Raw genomic sequence first — 24,035 nt, forward strand, 5'->3', positions numbered from 1 at the left:
CAGCAAAGCCCCCTTGGCATACCTGTTTATGGCAGTTTGATTAATCCTTCTCTGGTAAATGTCAAAGCCCGAGGGCGGCCGTCCGTAATCAAATAGCTGTTCTCTATGCCAACTACACCATCACCGGGAAACGTAAATTTCGGTTCAACGGCGATCACCATTCCCGTTTCCAGCGGAATATCAAAACCTTTGGCTAGAACCGGCCATTCGTCGATCTCAAGCCCGATTCCATGCCCAAGGAATTTGGCCTGGTCAGCGCCATAGCCCATAAAATGCGGGGAGAGTCCCGCGTCTTCCGCCTGTTCGAGAGCTCTCCCATAAAGAGCCGAGCAGATCGCCCCCTGCACCATTCCGTTCTCCGCTTCACGGATAATGGCTTCGGATACGTTATAGGCATGAGCCAGCTTTTCCGGCAGTTCTCCTATAACAGCCGTACGGGTCTGGTCAATCACGTAACCGTCGATACAGCAGCCGATATCCATCAGAATAGGCTCATTCCGTTCAATCGCTTTGCGGCTGACGCTTTGCGGCGATGTCGCGCCAAGACCAAGCCCGCCGGCAGGACCATCGAAATACGTAGGGACAGCTGCGGCTGATCCGGCGATAAACATCCCCGTCGCAATTTCCTGGTTATACCCCCGCATCCTCATGAGGCCGATATGCCCTCTTATACGCAGCTCGTATTCAACGCGTGCCATCCATTCCAATTCCGTTACGCCAGGCTTCAGGAAATTAAGCGCCTCGTTCAGCGCCTCGTCAACAACGGCGGCCGCCGATTCGAACCGGCTGATCTCAAGCGTCGATTTGATCATCCGTTGTCTTCTAATGATGGCCGAACCGTCAACAATCGGACCCGCACCGGCGGCCTGCAGCAATCCGGAAAGCTTCAGATAGGTTTGGGCGGGGAGCACATCCAGGTCTGCCGCTACAACAGCCGGCTTCCTCGTACCGGCTTTAAATACTTGAGGATATTCCCGCGCCAGCGTCTCGCCAAACAAACGGAAGGCCCCAAGCTCCTTAACGGAAATGCCGCTTTCGAGCTTAGCCCGCTCAAGGCTCCTTTTCACAAAGAAAACCGGTTCTCCATGAGACGGAATAAAGGCATATCCGTTCTGCATGGAGCCGGTGTAATAATAAAGATCTATGTTTTGGGTCAGAAGAAACCCGTCCATCGCCGAGGCGCGCATCGCTTCCTGCAGCTTGGTTATTCTTTCCCGCACAACTTCCTCGGAAACGTCTTTTTTAATCTCCATTCGAAGCCAACTCCTAACTTCCATATTCCCCCTTTATTAGATCAATTTTATGATGGATCGTCAACAGGAAGCGTATGGAATCGCTTCGTTCTAGCCCCCTTAAAAGAATTATCCTTCAAACCGGCCTTGTAATGGCTACCTCACCGTCAGCTCCGATACGCCTTTAATATCCCATTCGATCGGGCCGAGGATCGTAAACGCGCGCGGGTAAACGACATGGATAATAAGGACGACGCCAGGCCTTTGGAGAGTGGCCTCGTAATCGTATTGATCGTTCCTGTACGTATAAGGGAAGCTGCGATCATTATTTATGACTTCGAATACAAGCACATTCACCCGCTCGCGAAGAGGGGAATTCGGCAGCGGACTCCCTTGCGCATCAAGCTGCAGGTTCGCCTGCAGGTAAGCAGCCGCGGCCGCTTCCGCCGCTTCCGGATCAATCCGCAGAACCCCCTCGGCCATTGACGAGGGATCCAGCTGCTGCGAGGCTGCATGGGCAGCACGGTTAAGCGCATGCTTCCCCTGATAGAGCAGCTTCATCGCCATTTCCTCATCCGTTTGCAAAAAGTGCACCGATACCCATACCGTCATCATTAAAACGATCAACATCAGCTTATACATGGCATCTCCTTGACCACGCCTTACGGCATGTACTCGCTCATCTTCATTCCAAACGTCCGCATGCGGCTGCCTACCGCGATAGGCTCCAGTCCAATCAACCGGTCGATCTCGAATAGGTTCTCATACGGATAGCTCATCCTCAGCCTGATCCCGGTGCCCCTTGGAAGCGGAGAGGCCGGATCAGTCGCGGCCAGGCCGTTATCCGCCGTCACTTCAAATTCGACAAGCTCCGGCTTGAGCCCGAAAGCGGTAAGCCGCTCCCTCGACTGCTCCATCATAACGGCATCGATGTAACCATAGCTTCCGCTGGCGCCAACCTCCAGCAAATAATCGGTCTCCTGCTGCAAGACCGCTTGCCTTGCAATCAGCACATGCTTATAGATAGGAGAGAACATCATCCAGCACACCATAGCGGCAAACAACACGAATACCAATATATTTCTCATGGGCTCATCTGCCGGATATAGGCGCCGATAGCGGCTCCGGAACGTTCCACCTGCCGTTTCGTGCCGCCTTCGCCCCCGATAATTCCCGTATAGAGCAAAATGACGGTTACCAGAAGCAGCATCGCTATTAGCAGAGCTCTCATCGCTGATCCCCCTTAGTTCGATCCCGTTGATAACATGGAGCCGATCTTTGTGTTAGCCGAGCTGCCTTGTGTCTGAATCTGCTTGCTTGTTCCCGTTGTATCGTTGGCAATAATGTTGTTGAACAGGATAATGACGACAACAAGCAGCATAACGGTCATCAAAATATTGCGCATCTTGATTCACCTCCTTCATAGCATCTTTTCGCCTTTGAGCATTTGGCGGACGAGCGTTCATCCCAAAGATTCAAACAGCTTCCGCCCCTCCTGCACCCAGGGGTAAATAAAAATCTGAAAGGTGTACAGAATCGGGATCCCCGCAATGATAAACAGGAAGTAAGAAGTGGATTCCTTCCGGCTTTCTTTGGCAAGCTCCAGCTTCTCCTTGTAATCCTGAATGCGCTCGCGTAGAAGCCTGTAATATTCCGGGCTCTCGTGAAGCCGCAGCGAATCAATCGTCTCGACAAAGCTCATGCCGTCATCCGTGCCGATCCGGTGCTTGAACCGGCGAAGCGCCTGCTCCGCATCGTGATACCATTCGGCAAGCAGCCGTTCGAGGTCCCCGCGCAGCGTCCGGGTATACGGGATGCAACGGGTCAGCTTGGTATGGATATGAAGGGCCGATTCGGACAGGTACAGCAGCTGGTTGCTCATGAAATAAACTTCCTTCGTAATCCTTTGGGCGCGAAGTCTTCGGAAAGATCGCAACCAAGGCAAATCCCAATACAAGAGCGCGACCCCCGCAAGCACAAACGTGTAGCACAGCCATGCTCCCCGTTCGATAGACAAGCCGCCGTAAAGAATAGCAATTGCGGGAAGCAGAAAAAGCAAGATTCTTCTTGCAGCCGAGTACCAAGCAGCATCCGCGGTAACTCCGCAGCCTGCGAGAAGGCTAGCCCGTTCAATGAAAGCTTCACTCTCCCGCGATAAACGGAGCAGAAGGAGCCACTTGTCCGGCATTTCATCCGTCCGCCAGTTCAAGGCGTCCAGATGGAACCATCTCGGCTTCCTTCGGGGCATGGATTGAAGAACCATATAAACGCCCAGGAAGCCAAACAAAAACTCCCCGGCAGCAATAAGCAGACGGATAAACGACTCCAAAGGCCAGCAAACCTCCCTTCTACATCTTTTTGCGCGACAGCCACAGTCCCATCAGGAAAGAAGCGAAGATAAGAACAATGGCGTTAAGAAGCATGTCCCTTCCCTGCGGGTCGATCAGGTAGTAGTAATAGGAGTTCTCCCGGTTGTAGCGGACATTGATGCCGATATAAAATGCGAGGAACAGGACCGGCGTAAAGTTGGCAATCCGGATCTCCAGCAATTTATTTCGCTCCTGCTCGTTCGCCCGCCGCGCCTTGCGCATATCTCCCAGCAGCTCCTTCAGGCTTTCCGCAATAGGCGAGCCCTCGGCTAAGGCTACCCGCATAATATTGACGAAGTAGTCACCCCACACATGGCCAAGCGCAGCCGAAAAAATGCGCAGGCTGGCCTCGTCGTCACCGCGAACCGACAGATTCCGGTACAGCTGTTCGAACACCGACTGCATGGGGCCAAGCAACCTCCTCTCTTCCACCGTGCGCTGCAAAGCCGTTCGAACCTGCCGGCCGCCCGTTACCAAATAGCATTGATAGAACAGCTCGATAGCCGGCAAAAAATCCATCTGCAGCTGCATCTGTCTCTGCACAAGCATGGCCCGCAGGATCGTATAGGGCAGACAGCCGACAACAAGACCGAATAACAGCGTCCCCTTGATGCTCTGAAAAAAGAAACCGCCAACGGCAACCCCGGCAAGCAGGAGAAGCAAGGACCCGATGACAAGACCGGATGGCTTCAGCTTAAGCTGCAGCGTCTCAAGCAGCTCCGACAAGTGGCGGTATACCCGTTCGAATCTTTTCAGCTTTTCGGTCAGCCGATAGCCAAGACGGTTCCTCGCCTGATACGTCAGTCTGTCCCTCCGCTCCTGACGTTCCGTCCAGACAAGCAGCAAGCTGGACAAAGAAATAAACCATAAGCTGAAGAGCAGGAGAGCCGCCGCGGCGATAGACAGCTTAATCAAGTCTGCCAGCCCCTCTCGGAAAGGCGCGCCTTTGCTTTAGGCGAGGGCTTCTCGGGATATACCCACTGCCCGCTCGGTTCATCAAATCGAGCCCAATCCCGAACTATCACCTCGTTATTCGCCCAGCTCAGCTCACCGATTCGTGCAATAACCCGCCTGCCGCCCAAATAACGCATCTCAATTCCCACTTGAGTAACGTATTCCGCAATCCTCTTCGTCAAACGCTCCGGATTCATACCGCGTCCGTCCAGCATGCACATATCGGTGATCGCTTCCGGCACATCCTCCAGCGTATTGGCATGCACCGTGGTCATACTGCCGGAGTGCCCTCTCGTACATGCCCTTACGTAAATATTGGCATCCATATCGCGGATCTCGGCATGCACGATGCGCTGAGGGGATTGGCGGAGGGCCAGCTTGAACGCCTGCTCGGCCCGGTGCTGCGGATCATCCTCGTCCGCTTCGTATTCAACCGTATTTTTCATGGGAAAATCCCTCCCGAGCATCATCTCGAACCTTCCTTCGATCGTGACGATTCGTTCTTCATCCGGAAGCTCAGCGATCAGAGCCTTCATAAGATGCGTCTTGCCCGAGTTGGTCGGGCCGATTATGACCAGATTAAACCGCGCTTCAAGCACATCCAGCAGCATATTTCTCATAGCCGTGCTCAACGTATGGTACGGAGCGGAGCATAAAGCTTCCAGACTGAAGCTGCGCACCGTAAAAAAACGAATCGTAAGCGTTGGCTTCGACGTAAACCCAAAGCCGGTCATCGTGACGCGCGAGCCGTCCCTCAGCATAACTTCCGCCCACCGCTTCCGCGGATTGATGCGGTCATTGTTGTACAGCACCAGGTTCTGCTGAATCCTCTCCACGTCCCGCTCATGATCGAAGCGATAGGAAGACAGCATCGTGTGACCGTCCCTTACTTCATAAATCTGTGAGCCAACAACTTGAATCTCTTCGAGACCGTCCCTCCTGGCCAGTACAAGCTCAAGCACGTTAAGTCCGATTACCTCCGCGAACAAGGCTTCGGCAAGCGTCGCGTAGGGATGTTTATAGCCGTCCAATTGATGAATGCGAAGACGGATCAGCCTATCGGCTATAATCGCCAGCACCTGTTCCCTTTCCGGCGCAAAGCCAAGCACGGCCCTGTTCAAGGTCTCGCTGTACTGCCGGCGCTCTTCCTCCGTCAGCCCTCTCGGGGCTGCCAGATAGGACCTGATCTCCTCGGCCAGCCTTCCAAAATCCGCTCCTCGTCCTGCCGTTTCCCCTCTGTCCAAAGGATCCGTGACCACGGATTGATCCAGCCTCAGCCGCGCAGAATAATCCGACGGTGAAAACTTGCTTGTCCCCGAATTCAAGAGCCTACACCGTTGCGATGGGCAAGCAGCTTGCGGTACCAAGGCTGCACGGCAAGCGTTGGCGTTACCCTGCGTATATGATGACGGTCCATCAACTGTTCCGCGCTCTCCTGCATGGCTAGCTTGCCTGCAGGATCCTCCTTCAGCCACTGCCCGTAATGACCGCTGTCCAGCTGCGCATAGAATTGATGACCAAACCGTAATTCTCCAAGTTTCGATGTGCCCATTTCTTTGCAAATATCCTTCATGCGATATCCTCCTGTGCTCCATGGCGAGTAAATGACAACCGTATGGTATTGTTCCGTTGATAGCCCAAACAGCGGCGATACTTGCGAAATCCAGCGTTTTCCGTCTTCCTGAAAGTGGGATAAAGCATCGGTAGTGACGATAATGCGCGTATCCGCCTCACGCAGAGCGCATATCGTAGCCGCGTTATCCCAATAAGCTCCTACGTCAATAACAACCATGGAGAACGTCTGCCCGGCGATCTCCAGCAAATGCTCCATCTCCTCCGGCGAATAAAACTCCGCCTGGTCCCTCAGCAAATTGCCGAACAATACATGCAGATTCGGCATTCCTCTGACCGGCTGCACCGCGCGCTGCAGCTTATCCGGCGTTAAGGATCCGGACTTCAGCTCCGGCCTCAGCTTGTCCAGCGTCACGACCGGCTCGGCGATGCCCAAATACCGGTGAAGCTTTGCGCTTTTTAGATGAAGACATAAATAACCAATCTGCCTGCCGCTTGCTTCCGCCATTCGAAACGCTGCGGCAAAGGCGGCCGAGGTCGTGCCAATATTCGGCGTAGTCCCGACAAAGGTAATCAAAGGCGACGTTATCGCATTCATGTATGCTCCTCCTCCAGGCTCAGGGATTCCGGACTGTAGGCGATAACCAGCTTATGAAGACCGTCCTTGCAATAACCGTCGATCTGAAGCCACTGCGATTCCGTCAGATTCAAATTAATGTATTCGATCATCCCGTTCGCATCGCGCCGGGAAGCATACATCCGTTCCTTATCCCCTTCCGCCAGCGACAGCAGGTTCGGATCCTTCATATTGTCAATTTCCACGTTGCTTGAGGATTTCACCGACGCTACCGTCACAAGCGAATCAAATATCCGCCTGGAGGGCTCATTCTCGCCTGATAAATAGACGGTTACCTTATCGCCGGCGCGAATGCCGTTGGAGATGGAGCGAACGTAATCGCGCGGAATTTGAAAGGTCGACTCCATCCCCGTAGGCAGCAGATGGTACTTATCGATTTTCCAGCCCAGAATCGGCTCGTTTGTCCCTAGCGGAATAACAGTCTCCATGCCTACCGCCAGCTTGGCGTCAACAAGCATTTCCTGCTCGTAGCCTTCGCGGGGAATGCGTTTGTATGCGACATCCGCTTCCGTTAACCGCCTGCCTGCTTCCACAAACTGCTTGGCTACAACAACTTCCACTGTTTCCTCGCGGGTAACCTGCAGCTTCTGCAGCTGGAACAGGCCATACACCAGAACCCCGGACAACATGGCGGCAAGCAGCCCAATGCCTGCATTTCTCCTTCTGTTCATCGACTCTCCCCTCTCTAATCCACGGCGAAAAAAAAAGAACGCAGCAGTAGCCTTAATAAGGCTGATCTGCTAGCGTTCTTCGCTAAGCCGTGCACGTATATGTAATTTAACAACCAATTGACCATATAATAGCAAATTTATTAAATAGTTGTCTATAGATTTTTTTCAAAATTTCCAAAAATTCGCTATTATGCGACGAATCACGCAAAAAAACAAGGACAGCACATGGCTATCCTTGTTCAATCCCTGCGTTTTAAAAATCGATTAATCCAACGCTGATCAGCAGAGCATCGTCCACTTTACGCATCGTTTCATCGTCCAGGTGGGTGATCTTGTCGGTTAAACGCTGCTTGTCGATCGTCCTAATCTGCTCAAGCAGCACGACGGAGTCTCTGTCGAAGCCGTGAGCCGCCGCTTCCATTTCAACGTGCGTAGGCAATTTGGCTTTCTGGATTTGCGCCGTAATGGCCGCGACGATAACCGTCGGACTGAAGCGGTTGCCGATATCATTCTGAATGACTAATACGGGTCTTACTCCGCCCTGTTCCGATCCGACGACTGGTGACAAATCCGCAAAAAACACATCTCCGCGTTTTACGATCAACCTCTACACCCCGCTTACGAGACGGCCTAACGTATGATCGGCTTCTTCCTCCGCTTGAAAAGCTTCGGAGGCCATGTTCAAGTTGATCTTCGCCATTTCCAGATACCCACGCTGCATGGACTCACGGATCTGCCGTTTTTTTCGTTCCACAAGATACAGCTTCATGGCCTGCCGAATAAACTCGCTGCGGTTGGAATTTTCCTTGGCGACGATGCCGTCGACCTCCTCCAGCAATTGATCCGGCAAGCTGATCATGATCCTCTTGGTGTTCTGCATATTGGCCACCGAACTAGCACCCCCAAAACTTTTCCAAAACCATTAATATTCATTATTGCATTAATTCGCTGTCACTATACTTTATCATAGCTATGTTATGCGTATATCAAATATGCTGCATGATTTTACTGCATCTCCGAGCATATCCAAATTTGATTTAACTAATTCGCGATCGACAACGGAAATCCTCTATTTTCGCGAAAAGTTGCGATTAGAAAATAATTCCTAACCTAAAACGAGCGGATTCGATACCGCTGTCACCTGTCCGTCTCTTACATAGACGCGGGGCACGCGGGCTGCCAGCATGCAGGTTACTTCGTAGTTGATCGTTCCAAGCTGCACCGCTAGCTCATCCGCCGATATTTCTTCCTCGCCTTGCCGCCCGATCAGCACAACTTCTTCGCCCGGCTCTACGGCTGTATCCGCTGACGCGGGATCCAAAGCAATCATGCATTGATCCATGCAGATCGTTCCCCGCACAGGCACTTTCACTCCCCGTACAAGCACATGGGCTTTGCCGGTCAGCATCCGGCTGAAGCCGTCGGCATAACCGATTGGCAGCGTGCCAATGCATTCTTCCTGCTTCGTCACGTACCGGGTACCGTAACTGATTCCCCAGCCGGGAGGCGCCTTCTTCACCATGACAACTTCCGACTTGAGCGAAAGCACGGGTTCAAGCTTGATCCGCTCGCGGCTTACTTCATCCGAAGGATACAGACCGTACATGCTGATCCCAAGGCGAACCATGTCGCCGCCGTATTCCGGCGTATCAATGCCCGCTGCGCTGTTGGCTGCATGAAGGATACGAATCGGGAGCTGATTGCTGCGCACGTACTCCGCAACAGCATGAAAACGCTCATATTGCTGGCGGGTATAGCTTTTGTCCGTCTCGTCCGCTTTTGCATAGTGAGTGAACATGCCCTCTATTTCCAGTTGAGGAACATCAAGCGCCTTGCCGATAAAAGCAATCGCTTCATCTTTGCCGATAATTCCAAGACGTCCCATTCCGGAATCAATCTTAATATGAGCCTTAAGCTTCTTGCCGTCGGCATGAGCCGGAAGAGCTGCTGCCGCTTCCAAGATATCCTCGCGAAACAATGCGATGGTAATATCCTTGTCGCGCGCGATAGCGAGCGCATCCGCCGGAACGAATCCAAGCACGAGAATTGGGGTAGCAATACCGGCATGCCGAAGCTGCAACGCTTCATCCAGAAAGGCTACGCCCAAATAATCAACGCCGAACCGCTCTGCTTCGCGGGCAATTTCCACCGCGCCATGCCCGTAAGCGTTCGCTTTGACCGAAGCCATCAGCAATCGCCCTTCAGGCATAGCGCTGCGGAATGCATGCAGGTTACGGTTCAGCGCATCAAGCGAAATTTCTACCCTCGTCGGGCGGTAATACGATTCCAAGTCGGTTCACCTTCTCCTCATTCGGCAGCCCCGAGCAATCCCGAGCAACTGTAAACATCAATAGGATTAATGTTATACGTTGTCGCTTGGGCTGTCAATGAAATGGCGGCCTTAATCGGATAGCACGTCTTGGAAAAAAATTTCCTTAGCTCCGCTTTTGAAGTGTTTATTTAGTCGAATCCACTTGAACGGATTGGGCAATTCGGATCATTTCCGTCTCAGGAAGCGTGCTGCTTGTCAAACGAAGCTCGGTGCCGTCCACGATCCATGTGAGCGTCTTCTGATCGTCTCCGCCGGTCAATTCGCCAATCGTAAACCCGAGATCAAGGAAGGTGCCGCCCGAATACGTAGCCGCCATGTCTTTAGGCTGAGTCTGAATCAGCGAGAAGTCGTAAGTACCCGTATAGCGGGATACAACGCCAGGCAAGCCGCCAAATACGATATCCATGCTATCCTTCATGACGACGCCTTCCGGAAGATTTGTCGGCACCATAATTTGGAGATCGGTTGCCGCATCCGCCTGCGGATTAGCTGCCGTGTCGTCGGCATCCTCTTCGTCTTCCGCCGCCGCGTTTTTGTCGTCATTTTTTGTTGCTTTATCATCCGTTTTGCCATCAGCCTTGCTGTCGTCTTTCGAATCCGTGGATTTATCCGGCGTTACGGCATCCTTGCTGTCTTCGGAAGTACCGTTTGCGCTGCCGTTCACATCCGTTTGTTCCGGATCCGCGATTGTCGGCTGATCGCTTGTGCCGCCGCTCGAAGGCGAAGACTTCATGTTAGCTTCCGTCTCAAACGTTGTTTTATCAAAGCTTGGACCAAATTCGAAGCTCGTAAAGTCTACCTGTACCATCACGGATGCATTCGCATCGCTGACTTGAACCTGAACCGGCTTGTAATCCGATTTGTTCAGCCAAATTTTTTGTCTGGCGAGCGTGCCGTTATTATAGTTAGCCATGACATCAAAGACGTAGGATTTATCGTCAACCGCGAACTGGCGCGAGTTGTCTGTCAGTATGCTTTGAATCAGCGTTTGATAGAGATATACCTGCCCTTGATTTTGCGGCCAGTCGCTTTGGAAGCGGAACACTTTGTTCAGACGCGGCGTAAGAACAAACACGCCGTCATCGTTGCGCAGAACAATTTGTGTAATATCCTTCTCTGCATTCGTCAATTTAATGCGGTAATAATGGGGCTTTTGGTAAGAAACTTCAACGTTGTACGTCAATTCCTGCTGACCCGTATGAAGCTTCATTGTGCCTGTCCCTTGGTAGCTCTCCATGTTGCTGACAACCTTGTCGAGCTCCTTGACCACGGACTCGGCGTCCTTCTTCCCGCATGCGCTAAGTACGAGTGAAAACACTAACAAGATTGCCGCTGCCCATGTCATGCGACGCATTACAATCATCCCCTCTTCACAATGTTTTTCCCACTGGTAACATGTCTATGAGGGGACTTGGCCGATTATGCGGACTAGTTTGACAAGCTGGAGCTTGTATGAAAAATAATTCGAAAAAGCTGCCCCGCAAGGCCGATTGAACCCTGCAGAGCAGCTTTTATCGCATCTTATTTCGTATCCAGCAGCTTCACGATAACCGTAATGGCTTCCGCTCTGGTCGCCGTTCCGGCAGGAACAAAACGATTGTTCAGGCGGCCTTGGACAATGCCTTTGTCCGCCACGGCTTTCACCGCGCCTCTTGCCCATGCCGGGATATCGCCATTGTCGGAGAAGCCCGTCACGGCATCTTCCGCCGTTGTCAGCTTGAGAGCCTTCGCGATCATCACGACCATCTCGGCGCGGCTGATCTTGCTGCCCGGCTTAAACGTTCCATCCGGATAACCGCTTGTAATTCCAGCGCTGACCGCTTGCGCAACGGCAGCTTTCGCCCATGCGCCGATTGAAGCATTGTCCTTGAACGTCAAACTCGCTCCCGGCTCAGCAGGTTTAAGCGCGCGCATCAGCATCGCGATAAACTCTTCCCGGGTTACGGTAAGCTCCGGCTTAAAGGTGCCGTCGCTGTAGCCATTCACGATACCTGCCGCTACCGCGCTCCGGATCGAAGCTGCCGCCCAATGTCCGGCAATGTCGGTGAATTCCGGTACGGCAGGTCCCGCATCTACCGCGAATACGGCAAACTTGGTGAAATGGTCGGTTGCTACGGAAATCGTGCTGCCGTTAACCGTTCCGCCCATCTCGATCCATTGCTTCTTCGTCTCATCATAATAGAAGACAGACGGCTTTTTGCCTTCCTTGACCAGCGAGGCGTCAAATTTGAAGGTCAACGTGACAGGGACAAGGAAGCTGCCCGCTTTATTTTTGACCACTTCGAATATGGAAGACAGCAGCACATCATCCGCGTCAACGAGTCCGCCTGCCTGCGTCAGCTTTTGAATGGAGATGATAAGCTGCTCCTTGGACGCGCCGCTTGGAACCTTCACCGTAAGGCTGTTGTCAAAGACGCTCAACTCGCCGGATCCGCCGGAAGGAACGGTTAGTTCGTTGCTGCTCGGAGGAGTAACGGTTCCACCTCCGCCTGATCCGGAGCCGGTTGAGCCCGTTTTGAATGCGCCTGTCAGGCCAACGCTCTCATTTCCTTTATCGTCGTAGGCTTTAACCGTAAAGGTATAAGACGTATTGGAAGAAAGACCTTTTGCGGTATACGTTCTGACGGAGGAAGCAACCTTCGCGATCGGTTCCTCTTCCGAACCTTTATAGATCGCGTAACCAGCCACACGGGTAGTATCGGTTGCCTGAGGCCAGCCGATAGCAATGCTGTCCGTCGTTTGAGCATCCGAGGTAAGCGCCGCATTTGCCGGCCATACCGGCGGAGCCGCGTCATCCATCACGATATCCTGTGCCCCAACCGTCTCAAACCAATCTTTTATCGTATTAAAATCTTTGGAAAAGGCCAGCGACAGAAGAAGCATCATGCGGGCATGCTGCGGGTTTAGGTTATCCCCGGCAATAATGCCGTTGCCGCTGCCGGTCATCGTGCCCGAGCCTGTCCGGGTTGTCGTAACAAAGATAACACCCTTCTGAATCGCCGCGCTGCGCGCTTGGCTCATCTTCGAGGAAATGCCTCCCGCTCCGGTTCCTGCAGTAACAATCCCTTTAGCCCCGTCTTCGACCAGGGCGCGAATCGCTCCGCCACCCGCTTCCTGGTAGCTGTAGGCAATCTCGACCAGCGGCAAATCATCCTTCGAGATCGTCCGCAGATCAAACGGGGTCGACCATTCCGGCGTTCCCGCTTTCAAAGCCCGGGCATTCAGCCGGTACATCCGAACGGCTGGATCATCGACATAACCAAGCACCCCAAACATCGGAGTATCAAAGGTATCCAGGCGATGAGCATTCGACTTGGTTACTTCGCGCGCTGCCTGAATGACGTCGTTCAGCATAATAACCGTGCCGTACCATTTGGTCTTATTGCTAGCTGCCACCTTAATCGCCTGATAAAGGTTTGCCGGGCCATCGGTTCCGATAACATCCCATGGCCGCATTGCTCCGGTCACTACAACCGGCTTCTCGCTGCGCACCGTCAAATCAAGGAAATAAGCGATCTCCTCCATCGTATCCGTGCCCGTAGTAACGACAACGCCATCGTAAACCTCAAGTGCTTGGTCGACGGCCAGGGACAGATCGTAGAGATCCTTCATCGAATAGCCGCCCGAGCCTTTATTGCCGAATTGGAAAGTAGATACGTCGGCATTTTTATGCTTTGGAAGCTGCGCGACCATATCCGCCATTTTGTAGGTGCCTGCCGCATAGTTCTGGAAGTTCGTTTTATCGCCTTGCGATGCCGCTCCGGCAATTGTGCCGCCGGTTGCAACGACCATAATATTAGGAAGCGGCGATGCTTGCGATTCCGCCGACAAGGCGGGTATATCAAAAGCAGGAAGCTGCGGAACCGCTTCTTCCGCCGCGCGCGCATATCCCATAAATCCGGAGAGCAGCGCTAGGATTAGCAGAGGAGAAAGAAATCTCCGCAGCATACGATTATTGGTGATGACAGTCATATCCGGTTACCCTCCCTTCGTGTAAGAATCCTGTTTAATGCGCGCCAACAGGCTCTTCTATCGCAGGTGCGGATTCTGCAGGCTCCGTCGCTGCCTGCTCGGCGGATGGTTCAACCGAAGGCGCTTCCGACGCGGGCACCTCCACCACAGGCTCTTCCACGACCGGTTCTTCTTCGATCGACGTTTTCAAAACCGTATTCTCGTCTACCGAAATTTCAACATCTCCCGTACCAAACGATTGGAACCAGGAATGGATGGTCGGCAGGTCGCTTGTGAACGCCAACGAAAGCAGAAGCAGCATGCGGGCATGCGCCGCATTCAGGTTATCCCCGCCAATCGTTGAGCCCGTTCCGCTGTCGTACATCGTACCGGAGCCTGTCCGGGTTGTCGTCACAAATACTACGCCTTTTTGAATGGCTGCCGAACGAGCTTGACTCATCTTCGAAGAGATGCCGCCAGCGCCGGTTCCCGCCGTTACAATCCCTTTCGCGCCGTCTTCCACGAATCCGCGGATCGCGCCGCCGCCAGCTTCTTGATAGCTGTACGCGATTTCGACAATCGGAAGGCTGTCCTTGGAGATCGTTTTCAGATCAAACGGGGTTGCCCATTGTTCCGTGCCGGCTTTGATCGCTCTTGCAGGCGCGCGGTAAATCCGTACAGCCGGATCGTCTACATAGCCAAGCGCACCAAACATCGGGGCATCAAACGTATCCAGACGATGCGCGTTTGTCTTCGTTACTTCGCGCGCCGCGTAGATCACGTCGTTAAGCATCAATACGGTGCCAAACCACTTTGTTTTATTGCTGCTTGCCACTTTGATCGCTTGGTACAAGTTAGCCGGAGCATCCGTTCCGATTACGTCCCAAGGTCTCATCGCCCCCGTAACGACTACAGGCTTTTCGCTGCGGACCGTCAGATCCAGGAAATATGCAATTTCCTCCATCGTGTCGGTACCCGTCGTGACAACTACGCTGTCGTAGTCCGCAAGAGCCGTATCAACCGCCAGGGAGAGATCATATAAATCTTTTATCGTATAGCTGCCTGAGCCTTTATTGCCGAATTGGAAAGTAGATACGTCCGCGGTTTTATGTACCGGCAGCTGCGACACCATGTCCGCCATCGTGTAGGTACCTGCCGCATAGTTCTGGAAGTTTGTTTTGTCGCCGTTTCTCGCCGCTCCCGCGATCGTGCCTCCGGTAGCAATAACGAGTACATTCGGTTTCTCCGAAGCCTCGAATTCAGCCGAGACAGGCGGAATGTTGAACGTTGGAAGCTGCACGGGTTCGGCAGCATTCGCCAAGTTCCTCGAAACAACGATTCCGACCGTTCCTGCCGCCATGGAAAGCAGCACAAGCAGTACAACAAATCTCTTACCCAACACACCTCTTACAACGTTTGTCATGATTTGTCTTCCTCCCTATTTTATCTATTTATGTCGAACATCTATAAGTCTATTTTATGTCACATATATTAACAAACACCATTACAAGGCAGTTAAGCGTTAACATCAGCATTTATCTAGTTTTTTCTTCATTTTTCCTGTTTACTTGAGAAATTTTAGTAGATTTTGTTGTTATAAAAACTTACATAGTAATAACATGAATTGAACAAAAGGGGATCGAGGAGCAATGGAGACGGAATGACGGAAGTAAAAGCCGTCCAAAAAAGGAAATTTACTTATATTTCTTTCGTGACCAGAAAAAAAGTGAAACCTAAGTCCTAAACTATCGTATAATTAACTACGGCTTTCCATGCGTAGAGAGGTGTGTGCCATTTTCATGCTCCAAGACATTGTAGACTTCCTAATGAAATTTGGCCCCTGGGGTTTGTTCGTTCATTCTATGATTGATGCAATCATCTTTCCGATACCGGCCTTATTCCTCCAGGTTCCATTAAGCCTAGTAAATCCGCATGACGCGTTTATGCTGGCTACCGTAGGATATATCGGTTGTTTGATAGGCACCCCTATCGGCTATTTCATCGGCAAATTATTAGGCAATTCCATCCTGTACAAAATCCTTAAGAAGGAATGGGTCGAATCTGCCACCAACATGTTCCAGAAAAATGGAGACACCGCTGTACTGATCGGTTCTTTCACTCCTATTCCATTCAAAGTATTTACGATTTTATCAGGCGCGCTGAACTTTCCGTTATGGCGCCTTATTATGTACGCGGCTGTAGGCAGAGCGGCAAAGTTCTATCTGGTAGGCGGACTTATTTACTTCTATGGCCAAGCGGCGGAAAAGATGGTTCATAACGCATCCTATTATCTGTTCGCTATCGCCGTCCCTTTGATTGTCTTGTTCCTGTTCTTCCGGAAAAGACATCGCAAGAAGAAAGCTGCCCAGGCGGCGGCCGCAGAAGCGGCTGCGTCTAGCGCAGAGGAAGAAACGGTTCAGGAGCATTCGGCTGCCGCATCAGCATCAGCAGCGGAATCGGCAGAGCCTGCAGAGCAAACAAGCGAAGTTTCAAAGGAGACCCGCGAGACTGCCAGCGAAACTCCCATCCCTACAACAACTCCCGTAAGCAACGCCTAGGCGGACATACAATAAGCCCCTTCCCAGCCGGGAAGGGGCTTATTTAGTAAATAAAACGCCCCTCGGAATCATCTGCTTCAGATGATTCCGAGGGGCGTTCTTCCGCCTATATATATTGCTATTACAGGCCGTATTGAGCAATCTTCACAAGATTGGTGGCGCCGGCTTTGCCTGTTGGCGTACCCGCCGTGATAACAACGTAGTCGCCTTTCTCCAGAAGACCCGTGCTGCCGCCGTTTGTTAAGGCCGATTCAAAAATATCGTCCGTCGATTTAGGACGGCCGCCCTTAACCGGGATAACGCCCCACATAACAGCCAGACGAGGCAGAACCTTCTCATCCGAGGCAACCGCAATGATTGGCGATTTCGGACGGTATTTCGATACCATGCGAGCCGTGAAACCACTCTCCGTTGGCGTCACGATCGCTTTTGCGTTCAGCTCGAGAGAGGAGCTTACGACCGCTTGGCTAATTACTTCCGTAATCGTAGTTGGCTGAGCGCAACGGCGCTGTTGGAACTCATCGAAGTAATCCATCATGGATTCCGCCTTCACCGCAATCGAAGCCATCATGCTGACCGATTCTACCGGATACTTGCCTGCAGCCGTCTCGCCCGACAGCATAATCGCGTCCGTGCCTTGAAGGACGGCGTTCGCCACGTCGCTCACTTCCGCGCGGGATGGGCGTGGGTTAACCTGCATCGAATCCAGCATTTGCGTCGCAACGATAACCACTTTGCCGGCCGTGTTACATTTCGCGATCATTTCGCGCTGAATCATCGGCACGTCCCAAGCCGGTACTTCTACGCCAAGGTCGCCGCGGGCAACCATGATGCCGTCCGATGCTTCGATGATCGAATCCAGGTTATTGACGCCTTCTTCATTCTCGATCTTCGAGATGATCTGGATATGCCCTGCGCCGCCGTCATGAAGCAGCTCGCGAATTTGCAAAATGTCTTCCGCTCTTCTCACAAAGGAAGGAGCGATGATATCGATCTGCTGCTCGATGCCGAACTGGATATGGCGGATATCGCGTTCCGTTACGCCGGGAAGCGTGGTGCGGATACCCGGCAGGTTGACGCCTTTTCTCGCTTTAATGACGCCGCCGTTCAAAATAACGCACTCGATTTCCGTTCCGTTAACCGATGCAACTTCCAGCTCGATAAGGCCGTCGTCGAGCAAAATTTTATTGCCAGGATTCACGACCAGCGGCAGCTCCGCATAGTTCACGTGAATCCGTTCGCCGTTACCGATAATCTCTTCCGTCGTCAGCGTCAGCTTCTCTCCAACCTTCAGCAGGTAGGAAGCCTCCTCCAGCTTGCCGATCCGCACTTCCGGACCTTTAATATCAAGCAAAATCGCAACAATACTGTTCGTAGCCGCAGCAGCTTCGCGAATACGCGCAATACGTGCCGCATGATCCTCCAGCTCTCCGTGTGCCATATTCAAACGGGCAACGTTCATCCCCGCATTAATCATGTCAATTAATACTTCCGTCGATTCGCATGCCGGTCCCATGGTGCAAACAATTTTCGTCTTGCGCATAATGTCGCTGATTCCTCCTGATTGTACAAGTCTGTATTTGTGGTAAACAAGAATAACCTTATTGTAGCTCGTTTCTTCCCAATCGACTATGAAATATAGTACTCTTATAGAAATATAGTACTCTAAACGACTGGAGGATGTAGGTCAACATGCTTACGCTGCAGCAGGTCAGACAAGACAGAGGGACCGATTGGTTCGACAACGGCGCTCGCCCGGAAGGCGCATCCACGCTTGTATTGTCGAGTTACGGCAAAGTCGTATACTGGGTTGGCAACGAGAAAATTATTTTGGAAAAAGGCGATCTGTTATATATTCCGGCCTGTCAATCGTATTATGGCAAATGTGTGCCAACCGTGTTCCATGAGAAATACGTCATTGAATTCACCGCGGATACTCCGCCGCTCCCGCTTCTGCAGAACAATCATTGGGTGAAATCGAGAACCGGCGCGTACGAGCTGATCCTGGAACGGATCAAAACCATGCATAACGAGTGGACGGAGAAGCATTTGTATGCCGATGTGCTTGGCCTAGCCATCTTATACGAATGCCTGGCTCTCTGGAATAGAGAGCTTGATGAAGGACCGGCCACATCCGCCGCTCATCAGCAGGTCGAACGGATGAAAAGCTATATCATGAACTACTATCAGCAGAAAATTACGAAGGAGGAGCTTGGCGAGTATATCCGCAAAAGCCCGAACTACGCGGCTACGCTTTTCCGGCGGGTTACCGGACAAACCATCAGCGAATACGTCCATAAAGCGCGGGTGAAAAAAGCGATCTATCTGCTCGTGGACTCCACTCTTACGGTAGGTGAAATTTCCGAATCCGTCGGCTACCGCGACCTGTCTTACTTCCAGCGAATCTTTAAGCGCGAGACCGGCAAAACGCCAACCGCGTACATGAAGGACCGCCCAAAACCACCGTCCTAATCTTTAGCTGAACAATAAGAGCGGAAAAGAAACATCAGGTGCAACATCCCGGTTGGATTCCCGTTTAATAGGGTAAGAAAACTGGAAAGCTACAATAAAATACGCTGAAACGGAGTGAGGCTTATGTGGCGTCTATTAAGTATTTTGGCCGTCATGCTCGTGCTTGGCGGATGTTTAGGTCTTGGAGGGAATGATAATACGTTGTCACCGATGCCCTCAGCATCCCAAACCGCCGAGCCTTCGGCCGAACCTTCACTTGCGCCTACGCCAATTCCATCTTCGTCTCCGACACCGGCACCAACTGCCGAAGAAACGGCAAAAGCTATTATGAATGCCCTAAAGCAGCAGGATACAGAGAAGCTGTCCAGCTATATCCATCCCGAGAAAGGGCTGTTGTTCTCTCCCTACGGTCATATCGAGAAAGATGCCGCTGTAACCTTTAAAGCAGGCGAGCTGCCCGCATGGGATGATTCAAAGCTGTATAAATGGGGAAGCTACGACGGCTCCGGCGAACCGATCAGCCTTACTTTCAAAGACTATTTCGAAAAATTCGTCTACGATAAAAATTTCGCGGAAGCCGAAAAAGTCGGTCATAACGAAATACTCGGCCGAGGCAATACGCTGGTCAATATCGGGGAAATTTACCCGGGAAGCACCTATTACGACTATTACTTCAGCGGGTTTGATCAGGAGCTTAGCGGCATGGATTGGGAAAGCCTGATTCTTGTCCTCGAGCAGCATAACGGCGCCTGGTACGTTTGCGCCATCGTTCATTCCCAATGGACCATTTAATGCATAAAGGGCGCTTCCCTCGTCATTATGACGGGGAGCGCCCTTTCCCTTGCACCTTATTCTTCCGGAAATTTGTTAGAACGGAATAATTCAACGAAGCGTTCCGGCGCAACCGGCGGACTGAACAAGTAACCCTGCAGCAGGTCGCAATTATGCTCCTTTATAATCTGCAGCTCTTCCGCCGTCTCCACGCCTTCCGTCACAACCTTCATATTGAGATTATGGGCAATAACAATAATCGATCGAAAGATCATCTGTTTGCGGATATCCGTCACAATCCCACGGATAAACGATTTATCCAGCTTCAAATAATGAATCGGTATGTTCTGCAGATAGCTTAAGGAGGAATAACCCGTACCGAAATCGTCAAGAGACAGCTTTAACCCAAGCCCCTGCAGCTCATGCAAAATTCGCAGCGTATGCTCCGGATTTTCCATAAAGATCGATTCCGTCAGCTCCAGCTCGATCTGCTCCGGCCGGACACCCGCTTCCTCAATAATCGATTTGATGCTGGACACAATGTCTTTCTGCTGGAACTGAAGCATGGACATATTTACGCTCACAAGCACCGAATCCAGCCCCATCTGCTCCCACTGCTTCACCTGCCGGCAGGCTGACCGGAGCACCCATTCCCCGAGCAAAATAATAAAGCCCGTCTTCTCGGCAATCGGAATAAATTCGAGGGGGGACACCATCCCAAACTCCGGATGCTTCCAGCGCAGCAGCGCTTCAACCCCATAAATACGTCCCGTCCGAATCTCCAGCTTCGGCTGATAATGAAGCATGAATTGATTGGACTCCAGCGCTTCGAACATACTGTTCTCCAAAATAAGCTCTTTGGTCGGAACATCGTTCATCATGGGAGAATACAGCTTGTACGTATTGCGCTGCTTCTTCGCTACATACAAGGCAATATCGGATTCCTTCACCAGACGGTCGCCAGTCTCAGGCGTCCATTCCTGATGAACGCTCATCCCGATGCTCGCCGTCAGATAGAAGAGTCGTCCCTTCATCTTGATGGGCTCTGCAATCACGCTCAAAATCCGCGCCGCAGCTGCCGTTGCTTGTCCCAGATAGCTGATGTCGTCCAATAGCACGACAAACTCGTCGCCCCCAAACCGGAATACCCGGCCGGACTGACCCATTACTTGAACGATCCGGTTGCCAACCTGCTTCAGGAGCATATCCCCCATCGTATAGTCAAGGGTCTCGTTAATAATCTTAAAACGGTCCAAATCGATGTACAGCAAAGCAAATTGACCGTTACTGCCCGTTTTTGTCTCCACATGCCGCGAATAGCCGTAACGGTTGGGGAACCCGGTAACCAGATCATGGGTCGCCTGATGCTGGATCAGATGCTCGGCTTCCTTGCGGAAATCAACCATCCGGTTAAAATGATTGGCCATCGTCTCGAACTCGTCGTTCGACCGGATATCAAGCTTCAGCTTCTCGTTGCCGATCGCAACGGCTGAAGTAACCTGAATGACCTTTTTTATATTTTCCAGAACAATTTTCTGAAGCATTAACCAAGCCAGCAAAGACATTAGTACAACCGTGGCGGCAGCTATCAGAATCGAGCTCCATAACGACGAATAATACTGCGTCAGCATATTGCCCTTTGGTATGACCATTTCGAAATGCCACGTAAAATCCTGAATCCGAATCGGAATCAGCATCCGGAACATTTGACCGCTCGCATGCCGGTCCGGCGTGTACTGGATAGTGGAGAAGCTCTTCTTATAGTCGTTAATAGAGCCCCCGCCCTCCCACATCTCATAAGGCTTCATGACAAGGCCCGGATAAGCGCCGTTAGCCAGATAATAGTTATTGGACGTAATGATGCTTGCATGGCCGCCCAGCGGACGGATGCTGCGGATCTTGTCCTGCACCGTCTGAAGCGAGATATCGCCGCCGACAATCCCGAGAAACTGTCCGTTCTCATCGAGAATCGGAAGAATAAAAGAAGTGACGACGATATCCTTGCCGTTCAGGTTGTAGGGGTAAGGATCAAACAAGGTGAATGTCTTCGATTGCTTGACGACCTGATAAAAGTCTCCATCCCCATTGAGCATGTTGTAATCTACGGTGGGGATTGCTTTTAAGCCGTCGCTGGTACGCACGATATAAGGAACAAACCTTCCGCTTTCGTCATCGTAGCCGCTCGCCAAACGGTTCATCGCATCCTTCCGATCAAAGGCATCCGGCTCCCACACCGTGTAACAGCCAATCAGATCCGGATTGTTGCGGACAACGGTTTCGAGCATATGTACGGCGTAAGAACGGTTCTGCACGCCATCCGAGCGCATTTGAAGCAAAGCATCTCTTATGGTAGTAAGAGATGCTAGACTCGTATTAATAGAAGTAGTGAATTGGTCGATATATTGTATAGACTGCTTTTGCGCGAGCAGCTCGCCCTTTTCCAGGCTGGTATGATAGAGCTTGGTGAGATAGAAAGAAACTAACAAAGAATAAGACGTCAGCATTAGAACTCCCAATGCAGTAATTAGTTTCTGTGCGATGCTGAGCCTTATTTTCCTCAAGATTCTATCCTCCTTCTCTGTCCATAGACCTACTCATGCGTATTTTCCAATTTATGATATGGTTCTAGTATACTTGACAAAATGTGATAAATTCAACGGAAAACTAGGAATTAATATGACAGAATAATCAATTCTTCGACAGGATAATGTCGAATTTTGTAACTTTACTAAAATTGTGAAAATAAAAGAGGCTGCTCGCTAACGGAGCAGCCTCTTTACCTCTGATTCTATAGTCCTGGCTTTGTTCAGCCTTGTTTGACATCCCGCTGCGGCTCTTGCTGAGCATCGCTCTTGTGGTGCATTCGGTGAAGCTTATGGAGCTCCTCGCGAAGCTGCTCCGCCGTTTTGCCTTCCGTTGCAATGCCGTTTTCCTTGGCCTTCTGACGCAGATGCTCCAGGATTTTCGCTTTATGCTCGGTCTTGAACGCTTCCCATTTCGCTTTATCCTTCTGCTTTGCCGCTTCCAGCTCCGTTCTGAGCTGCTCCGCAGTCTTGCCCTCCGTTTTAATACCGAAGTAATCAGCCATATAACGGAGCTTCTCCATCCGATGTTCTTCCGAGTTTTTGCCGAATTTGCCGTCATGATGATGATGGCCATGCTTAGGGCCATCCTCCATCCGGTTATCCTGAGCTGCTGGAGCCTTCTCCTCCGGCTGCGCCGCGTAGACTGGAGCCGATAGCAGCAGCATAGTCGCTGCGAATGCGCCGATGATTTTTCTTTTCATGCCTTGCCACACCTTCCTATCCAATTCGTGATGCCGGAGCTCGATGCCCCTCATGGATTATTTTTCCCAAGCATACGATTGGATAGACATGGTCTTGTCGCATTGCCGATTATTCTGTCGAATGGTTAGGCTCACGCTCGAGCTTACGCAGCACCTCAAGCACGGCATCCTTCGAGAAATGCTCGCCGATAAAGACGGCAACGTCATTCACTTCCCCTTGCGGCGTGATCCGGATAAAGTCCGTTTCCCGGTACGCGTATTGAAACAAGAAGCGGCTCGCCGTATCCGAGAACGTTACAATGCCCTTCGCCCGGTACACATGATCCGGCAGCTGCTTCAGAAACGCCTCAAACGCTACGCTGTCGACCGCTCCGTTCAGATAATACGTCATGACCATAACATGCTCATGGGTATGATGATGGTGATGCGAATCGCGATGCCCGTGTTCGCTTTCCGCCTCTCCTTTATGTACGCCGACGCCGGATAGCTGCGAAGCATCCTCCGCTTGCCGCTCGATGAAAGCCCAATCCTCAACCTGGCAGCGGACCGTCGTCATAACCGGGGCAACGGCATTGATCTCGCGAACCAGCTGCTGCGCCTCCACCAGCTCGTCCGGAGCCAGCTTATCCGCTTTGTTCAGGAGCAGCCTTGTCGCACACCGGATCTGATCGCGCATCAGCTTAAACGTCTTGCCTTTCCCGCTTCGGCTCCGCTGCAGCAGTTCAGGTCCGTCCACGACGGTAATGACGCTCTGCAGCTCAATCCGGCAATACAGAGCAGCCTCCGTAACGCCGTCCATAATCTCCATCGGATTGGCCGCACCGGTTGATTCAATCACGATGACATCCGGCTGATGCGTGTCAATGAGGGTTTTAATCTCCAGGCTGAGATCGCTTCGAATCGTGCAGCAGATGCAGCCGCTTAGCATTTCCGACATCGGGACTTTATCTCCGACCATCTGACCGTCCAGATTAATATCGCCAAGCTCGTTCATAATAACGGCCGCTTTAAGCCCTTGCGCCTGCCAATGGTCCAGCAAACCGGTTAGTAGCGTAGTCTTGCCGCTGCCAAGAAACCCCGACAGCAAATAAATCGGTATAATGTTTGTGTTCATCGCTGCTCTTCCCTTTCCGTCTGTCATCCCTTCATTATAGCGCTACCGCATCCGGCTGCAACCATGTCACGCCGCAACGAAAAAAAAGACTGCCCCGCGCCAAAATGGCGGGGGCA

The 24,035-nt window shown here is 51.8% G+C and carries 23 protein-coding genes; 3 read left to right on the forward strand and 20 right to left on the reverse strand.

Annotated features, from left to right (window positions below; genetic code table 11):
- Window positions 1–26 precede the first annotated feature (26 nt).
- The 16 genes from PGL01S_RS28240 to PGL01S_RS28305 form a co-directional block, all read right to left on the reverse strand.
- Window positions 27–1,253, reverse strand: coding sequence for a M24 family metallopeptidase (locus tag PGL01S_RS28240; RefSeq protein WP_127498648.1), 1,227 nt, complete (start codon window positions 1,251–1,253; stop codon window positions 27–29).
- Between the two features lie 135 nt (window positions 1,254–1,388).
- Window positions 1,389–1,874 (reverse strand): hypothetical protein, encoded by a 486-nt coding sequence (locus PGL01S_RS28245; RefSeq protein WP_127498650.1) that lies wholly within the window; start codon window positions 1,872–1,874, stop codon window positions 1,389–1,391.
- 20 nt (window positions 1,875–1,894) lie between these two features.
- Window positions 1,895–2,320, reverse strand: coding sequence for a hypothetical protein (locus PGL01S_RS28250; protein WP_127498652.1), 426 nt, complete (start codon window positions 2,318–2,320; stop codon window positions 1,895–1,897).
- The gene (locus tag PGL01S_RS30995; protein ID WP_164775616.1) at window positions 2,317–2,463 is read right to left on the reverse strand and encodes a hypothetical protein; all 147 of its coding nucleotides are present in this window, start codon (window positions 2,461–2,463) and stop codon (window positions 2,317–2,319) included. The genes PGL01S_RS28250 and PGL01S_RS30995 overlap by 4 nt, the downstream gene beginning before the upstream one ends.
- Before the next feature lie 12 nt (window positions 2,464–2,475).
- Window positions 2,476–2,637 carry a hypothetical protein gene (locus PGL01S_RS31000; RefSeq protein ID WP_015842707.1) on the reverse strand — a complete coding sequence of 54 codons (162 nt, stop codon included), beginning with the start codon at window positions 2,635–2,637 and terminating at the stop codon, window positions 2,476–2,478.
- 57 nt (window positions 2,638–2,694) lie between these two features.
- Window positions 2,695–3,561, reverse strand: coding sequence for a type II secretion system F family protein (locus tag PGL01S_RS28255; protein ID WP_127498654.1), 867 nt, complete (start codon window positions 3,559–3,561; stop codon window positions 2,695–2,697).
- 19 nt (window positions 3,562–3,580) lie between these two features.
- Window positions 3,581–4,516: a type II secretion system F family protein gene (locus PGL01S_RS28260; protein WP_116393725.1), complete on the reverse strand. Its 936-nt coding sequence runs from the start codon at window positions 4,514–4,516 to the stop codon at window positions 3,581–3,583.
- A complete protein-coding gene (locus PGL01S_RS28265; RefSeq protein ID WP_127498656.1) occupies window positions 4,513–5,880 on the reverse strand; it encodes an ATPase, T2SS/T4P/T4SS family in 1,368 nt (455 codons plus the stop codon). The genes PGL01S_RS28260 and PGL01S_RS28265 overlap by 4 nt, the downstream gene beginning before the upstream one ends.
- A complete protein-coding gene (locus PGL01S_RS28270; protein ID WP_127498659.1) occupies window positions 5,877–6,725 on the reverse strand; it encodes a CpaE/TadZ family protein in 849 nt (282 codons plus the stop codon). The genes PGL01S_RS28265 and PGL01S_RS28270 overlap by 4 nt, the downstream gene beginning before the upstream one ends.
- Window positions 6,722–7,435 (reverse strand): SAF domain-containing protein, encoded by a 714-nt coding sequence (locus PGL01S_RS28275; protein ID WP_116393722.1) that lies wholly within the window; start codon window positions 7,433–7,435, stop codon window positions 6,722–6,724. The genes PGL01S_RS28270 and PGL01S_RS28275 overlap by 4 nt, the downstream gene beginning before the upstream one ends.
- A gap of 253 nt (window positions 7,436–7,688) precedes the next feature.
- Window positions 7,689–8,039 (reverse strand): type II toxin-antitoxin system PemK/MazF family toxin, encoded by a 351-nt coding sequence (locus PGL01S_RS28280; RefSeq protein WP_015842701.1) that lies wholly within the window; start codon window positions 8,037–8,039, stop codon window positions 7,689–7,691.
- Window positions 8,040–8,042: 3 nt separating this feature from the next.
- Window positions 8,043–8,324 (reverse strand): CopG family ribbon-helix-helix protein, encoded by a 282-nt coding sequence (locus PGL01S_RS28285; protein ID WP_041613299.1) that lies wholly within the window; start codon window positions 8,322–8,324, stop codon window positions 8,043–8,045.
- A 216-nt stretch (window positions 8,325–8,540) separates the two neighbouring features.
- A complete protein-coding gene (alr, locus tag PGL01S_RS28290; RefSeq protein WP_127498660.1) occupies window positions 8,541–9,725 on the reverse strand; it encodes an alanine racemase in 1,185 nt (394 codons plus the stop codon).
- Window positions 9,726–9,891: 166 nt separating this feature from the next.
- Window positions 9,892–11,121, reverse strand: coding sequence for a LolA family protein (locus PGL01S_RS28295; protein WP_127498662.1), 1,230 nt, complete (start codon window positions 11,119–11,121; stop codon window positions 9,892–9,894).
- 167 nt (window positions 11,122–11,288) lie between these two features.
- Entirely contained in the window at window positions 11,289–13,739 is a 2,451-nt protein-coding gene (locus tag PGL01S_RS31555) for an asparaginase domain-containing protein (RefSeq protein WP_127498664.1), read from the reverse strand.
- A gap of 34 nt (window positions 13,740–13,773) precedes the next feature.
- A complete protein-coding gene (locus PGL01S_RS28305) occupies window positions 13,774–15,141 on the reverse strand; it encodes an asparaginase (protein ID WP_127498666.1) in 1,368 nt (455 codons plus the stop codon).
- Window positions 15,142–15,517: 376 nt separating this feature from the next.
- Between PGL01S_RS28305 and PGL01S_RS28310 the strand changes: the two genes are divergently transcribed.
- On the forward strand, window positions 15,518–16,276 hold the full coding sequence (locus PGL01S_RS28310) for a YqaA family protein (RefSeq protein ID WP_127498668.1): 759 nt from the start codon (window positions 15,518–15,520) through the stop codon (window positions 16,274–16,276).
- A gap of 121 nt (window positions 16,277–16,397) precedes the next feature.
- Here the strand turns inward: PGL01S_RS28310 and pyk are convergent, their stop codons facing one another.
- Window positions 16,398–17,819, reverse strand: a complete 1,422-nt coding sequence (pyk, locus tag PGL01S_RS28315) for a pyruvate kinase (RefSeq protein WP_127498670.1) — start codon at window positions 17,817–17,819, stop codon at window positions 16,398–16,400.
- 149 nt (window positions 17,820–17,968) lie between these two features.
- On the opposite strand from pyk, the gene PGL01S_RS28320 reads away from it, so the two are divergent.
- Window positions 17,969–18,748, forward strand: coding sequence for a helix-turn-helix domain-containing protein (locus tag PGL01S_RS28320; protein ID WP_127498672.1), 780 nt, complete (start codon window positions 17,969–17,971; stop codon window positions 18,746–18,748).
- A gap of 123 nt (window positions 18,749–18,871) precedes the next feature.
- On the forward strand, window positions 18,872–19,540 hold the full coding sequence (locus PGL01S_RS28325; RefSeq protein WP_127498674.1) for a PT domain-containing protein: 669 nt from the start codon (window positions 18,872–18,874) through the stop codon (window positions 19,538–19,540).
- A gap of 56 nt (window positions 19,541–19,596) precedes the next feature.
- Here PGL01S_RS28325 and PGL01S_RS28330 read toward each other — a convergent pair whose 3' ends face one another.
- From PGL01S_RS28330 to PGL01S_RS28340, 3 genes are all read right to left on the reverse strand, one after another.
- The gene (locus PGL01S_RS28330; protein ID WP_127498676.1) at window positions 19,597–22,080 is read right to left on the reverse strand and encodes an EAL domain-containing protein; all 2,484 of its coding nucleotides are present in this window, start codon (window positions 22,078–22,080) and stop codon (window positions 19,597–19,599) included.
- Between the two features lie 245 nt (window positions 22,081–22,325).
- Window positions 22,326–22,805, reverse strand: coding sequence for a hypothetical protein (locus PGL01S_RS28335; protein WP_127498678.1), 480 nt, complete (start codon window positions 22,803–22,805; stop codon window positions 22,326–22,328).
- Between the two features lie 109 nt (window positions 22,806–22,914).
- Window positions 22,915–23,919 carry a CobW family GTP-binding protein gene (locus PGL01S_RS28340; protein ID WP_127498680.1) on the reverse strand — a complete coding sequence of 335 codons (1,005 nt, stop codon included), beginning with the start codon at window positions 23,917–23,919 and terminating at the stop codon, window positions 22,915–22,917.
- Window positions 23,920–24,035 lie beyond the last annotated feature (116 nt).

The organism is Paenibacillus glycanilyticus NBRC 16618 (assembly GCF_004000805.1).
GTDB lineage: Bacteria > Bacillota > Bacilli > Paenibacillales > Paenibacillaceae > Pristimantibacillus > Pristimantibacillus glycanilyticus.

Bases quoted from the DNA above. Each gene is read 5' to 3' on its own strand.
- PGL01S_RS28240 (WP_127498648.1), bottom strand. From the start codon at position 1,253: ATGGAGATTAAAAAAGACGTTTCCGAGGAAGTTGTGCGGGAAAGAATA.
- PGL01S_RS28245 (WP_127498650.1), bottom strand. From the start codon at position 1,874: ATGTATAAGCTGATGTTGATCGTTTTAATGATGACGGTATGGGTATCG.
- PGL01S_RS28250 (WP_127498652.1), bottom strand. From the start codon at position 2,320: ATGAGAAATATATTGGTATTCGTGTTGTTTGCCGCTATGGTGTGCTGG.
- PGL01S_RS30995 (WP_164775616.1), bottom strand. From the start codon at position 2,463: ATGAGAGCTCTGCTAATAGCGATGCTGCTTCTGGTAACCGTCATTTTG.
- PGL01S_RS31000 (WP_015842707.1), bottom strand. From the start codon at position 2,637: ATGCGCAATATTTTGATGACCGTTATGCTGCTTGTTGTCGTCATTATC.
- PGL01S_RS28270 (WP_127498659.1), bottom strand. From the start codon at position 6,725: ATGAATGCGATAACGTCGCCTTTGATTACCTTTGTCGGGACTACGCCG.
- PGL01S_RS28275 (WP_116393722.1), bottom strand. From the start codon at position 7,435: ATGAACAGAAGGAGAAATGCAGGCATTGGGCTGCTTGCCGCCATGTTG.
- PGL01S_RS28295 (WP_127498662.1), bottom strand. From the start codon at position 11,121: ATGCGTCGCATGACATGGGCAGCGGCAATCTTGTTAGTGTTTTCACTC.
- PGL01S_RS31555 (WP_127498664.1), bottom strand. From the start codon at position 13,739: ATGACTGTCATCACCAATAATCGTATGCTGCGGAGATTTCTTTCTCCT.
- PGL01S_RS28305 (WP_127498666.1), bottom strand. From the start codon at position 15,141: ATGACAAACGTTGTAAGAGGTGTGTTGGGTAAGAGATTTGTTGTACTG.
- PGL01S_RS28310 (WP_127498668.1), top strand. From the start codon at position 15,518: ATGCTCCAAGACATTGTAGACTTCCTAATGAAATTTGGCCCCTGGGGT.
- pyk (WP_127498670.1), bottom strand. From the start codon at position 17,819: ATGCGCAAGACGAAAATTGTTTGCACCATGGGACCGGCATGCGAATCG.
- PGL01S_RS28320 (WP_127498672.1), top strand. From the start codon at position 17,969: ATGCTTACGCTGCAGCAGGTCAGACAAGACAGAGGGACCGATTGGTTC.
- PGL01S_RS28325 (WP_127498674.1), top strand. From the start codon at position 18,872: ATGTGGCGTCTATTAAGTATTTTGGCCGTCATGCTCGTGCTTGGCGGA.
- PGL01S_RS28335 (WP_127498678.1), bottom strand. From the start codon at position 22,805: ATGAAAAGAAAAATCATCGGCGCATTCGCAGCGACTATGCTGCTGCTA.
- PGL01S_RS28340 (WP_127498680.1), bottom strand. From the start codon at position 23,919: ATGAACACAAACATTATACCGATTTATTTGCTGTCGGGGTTTCTTGGC.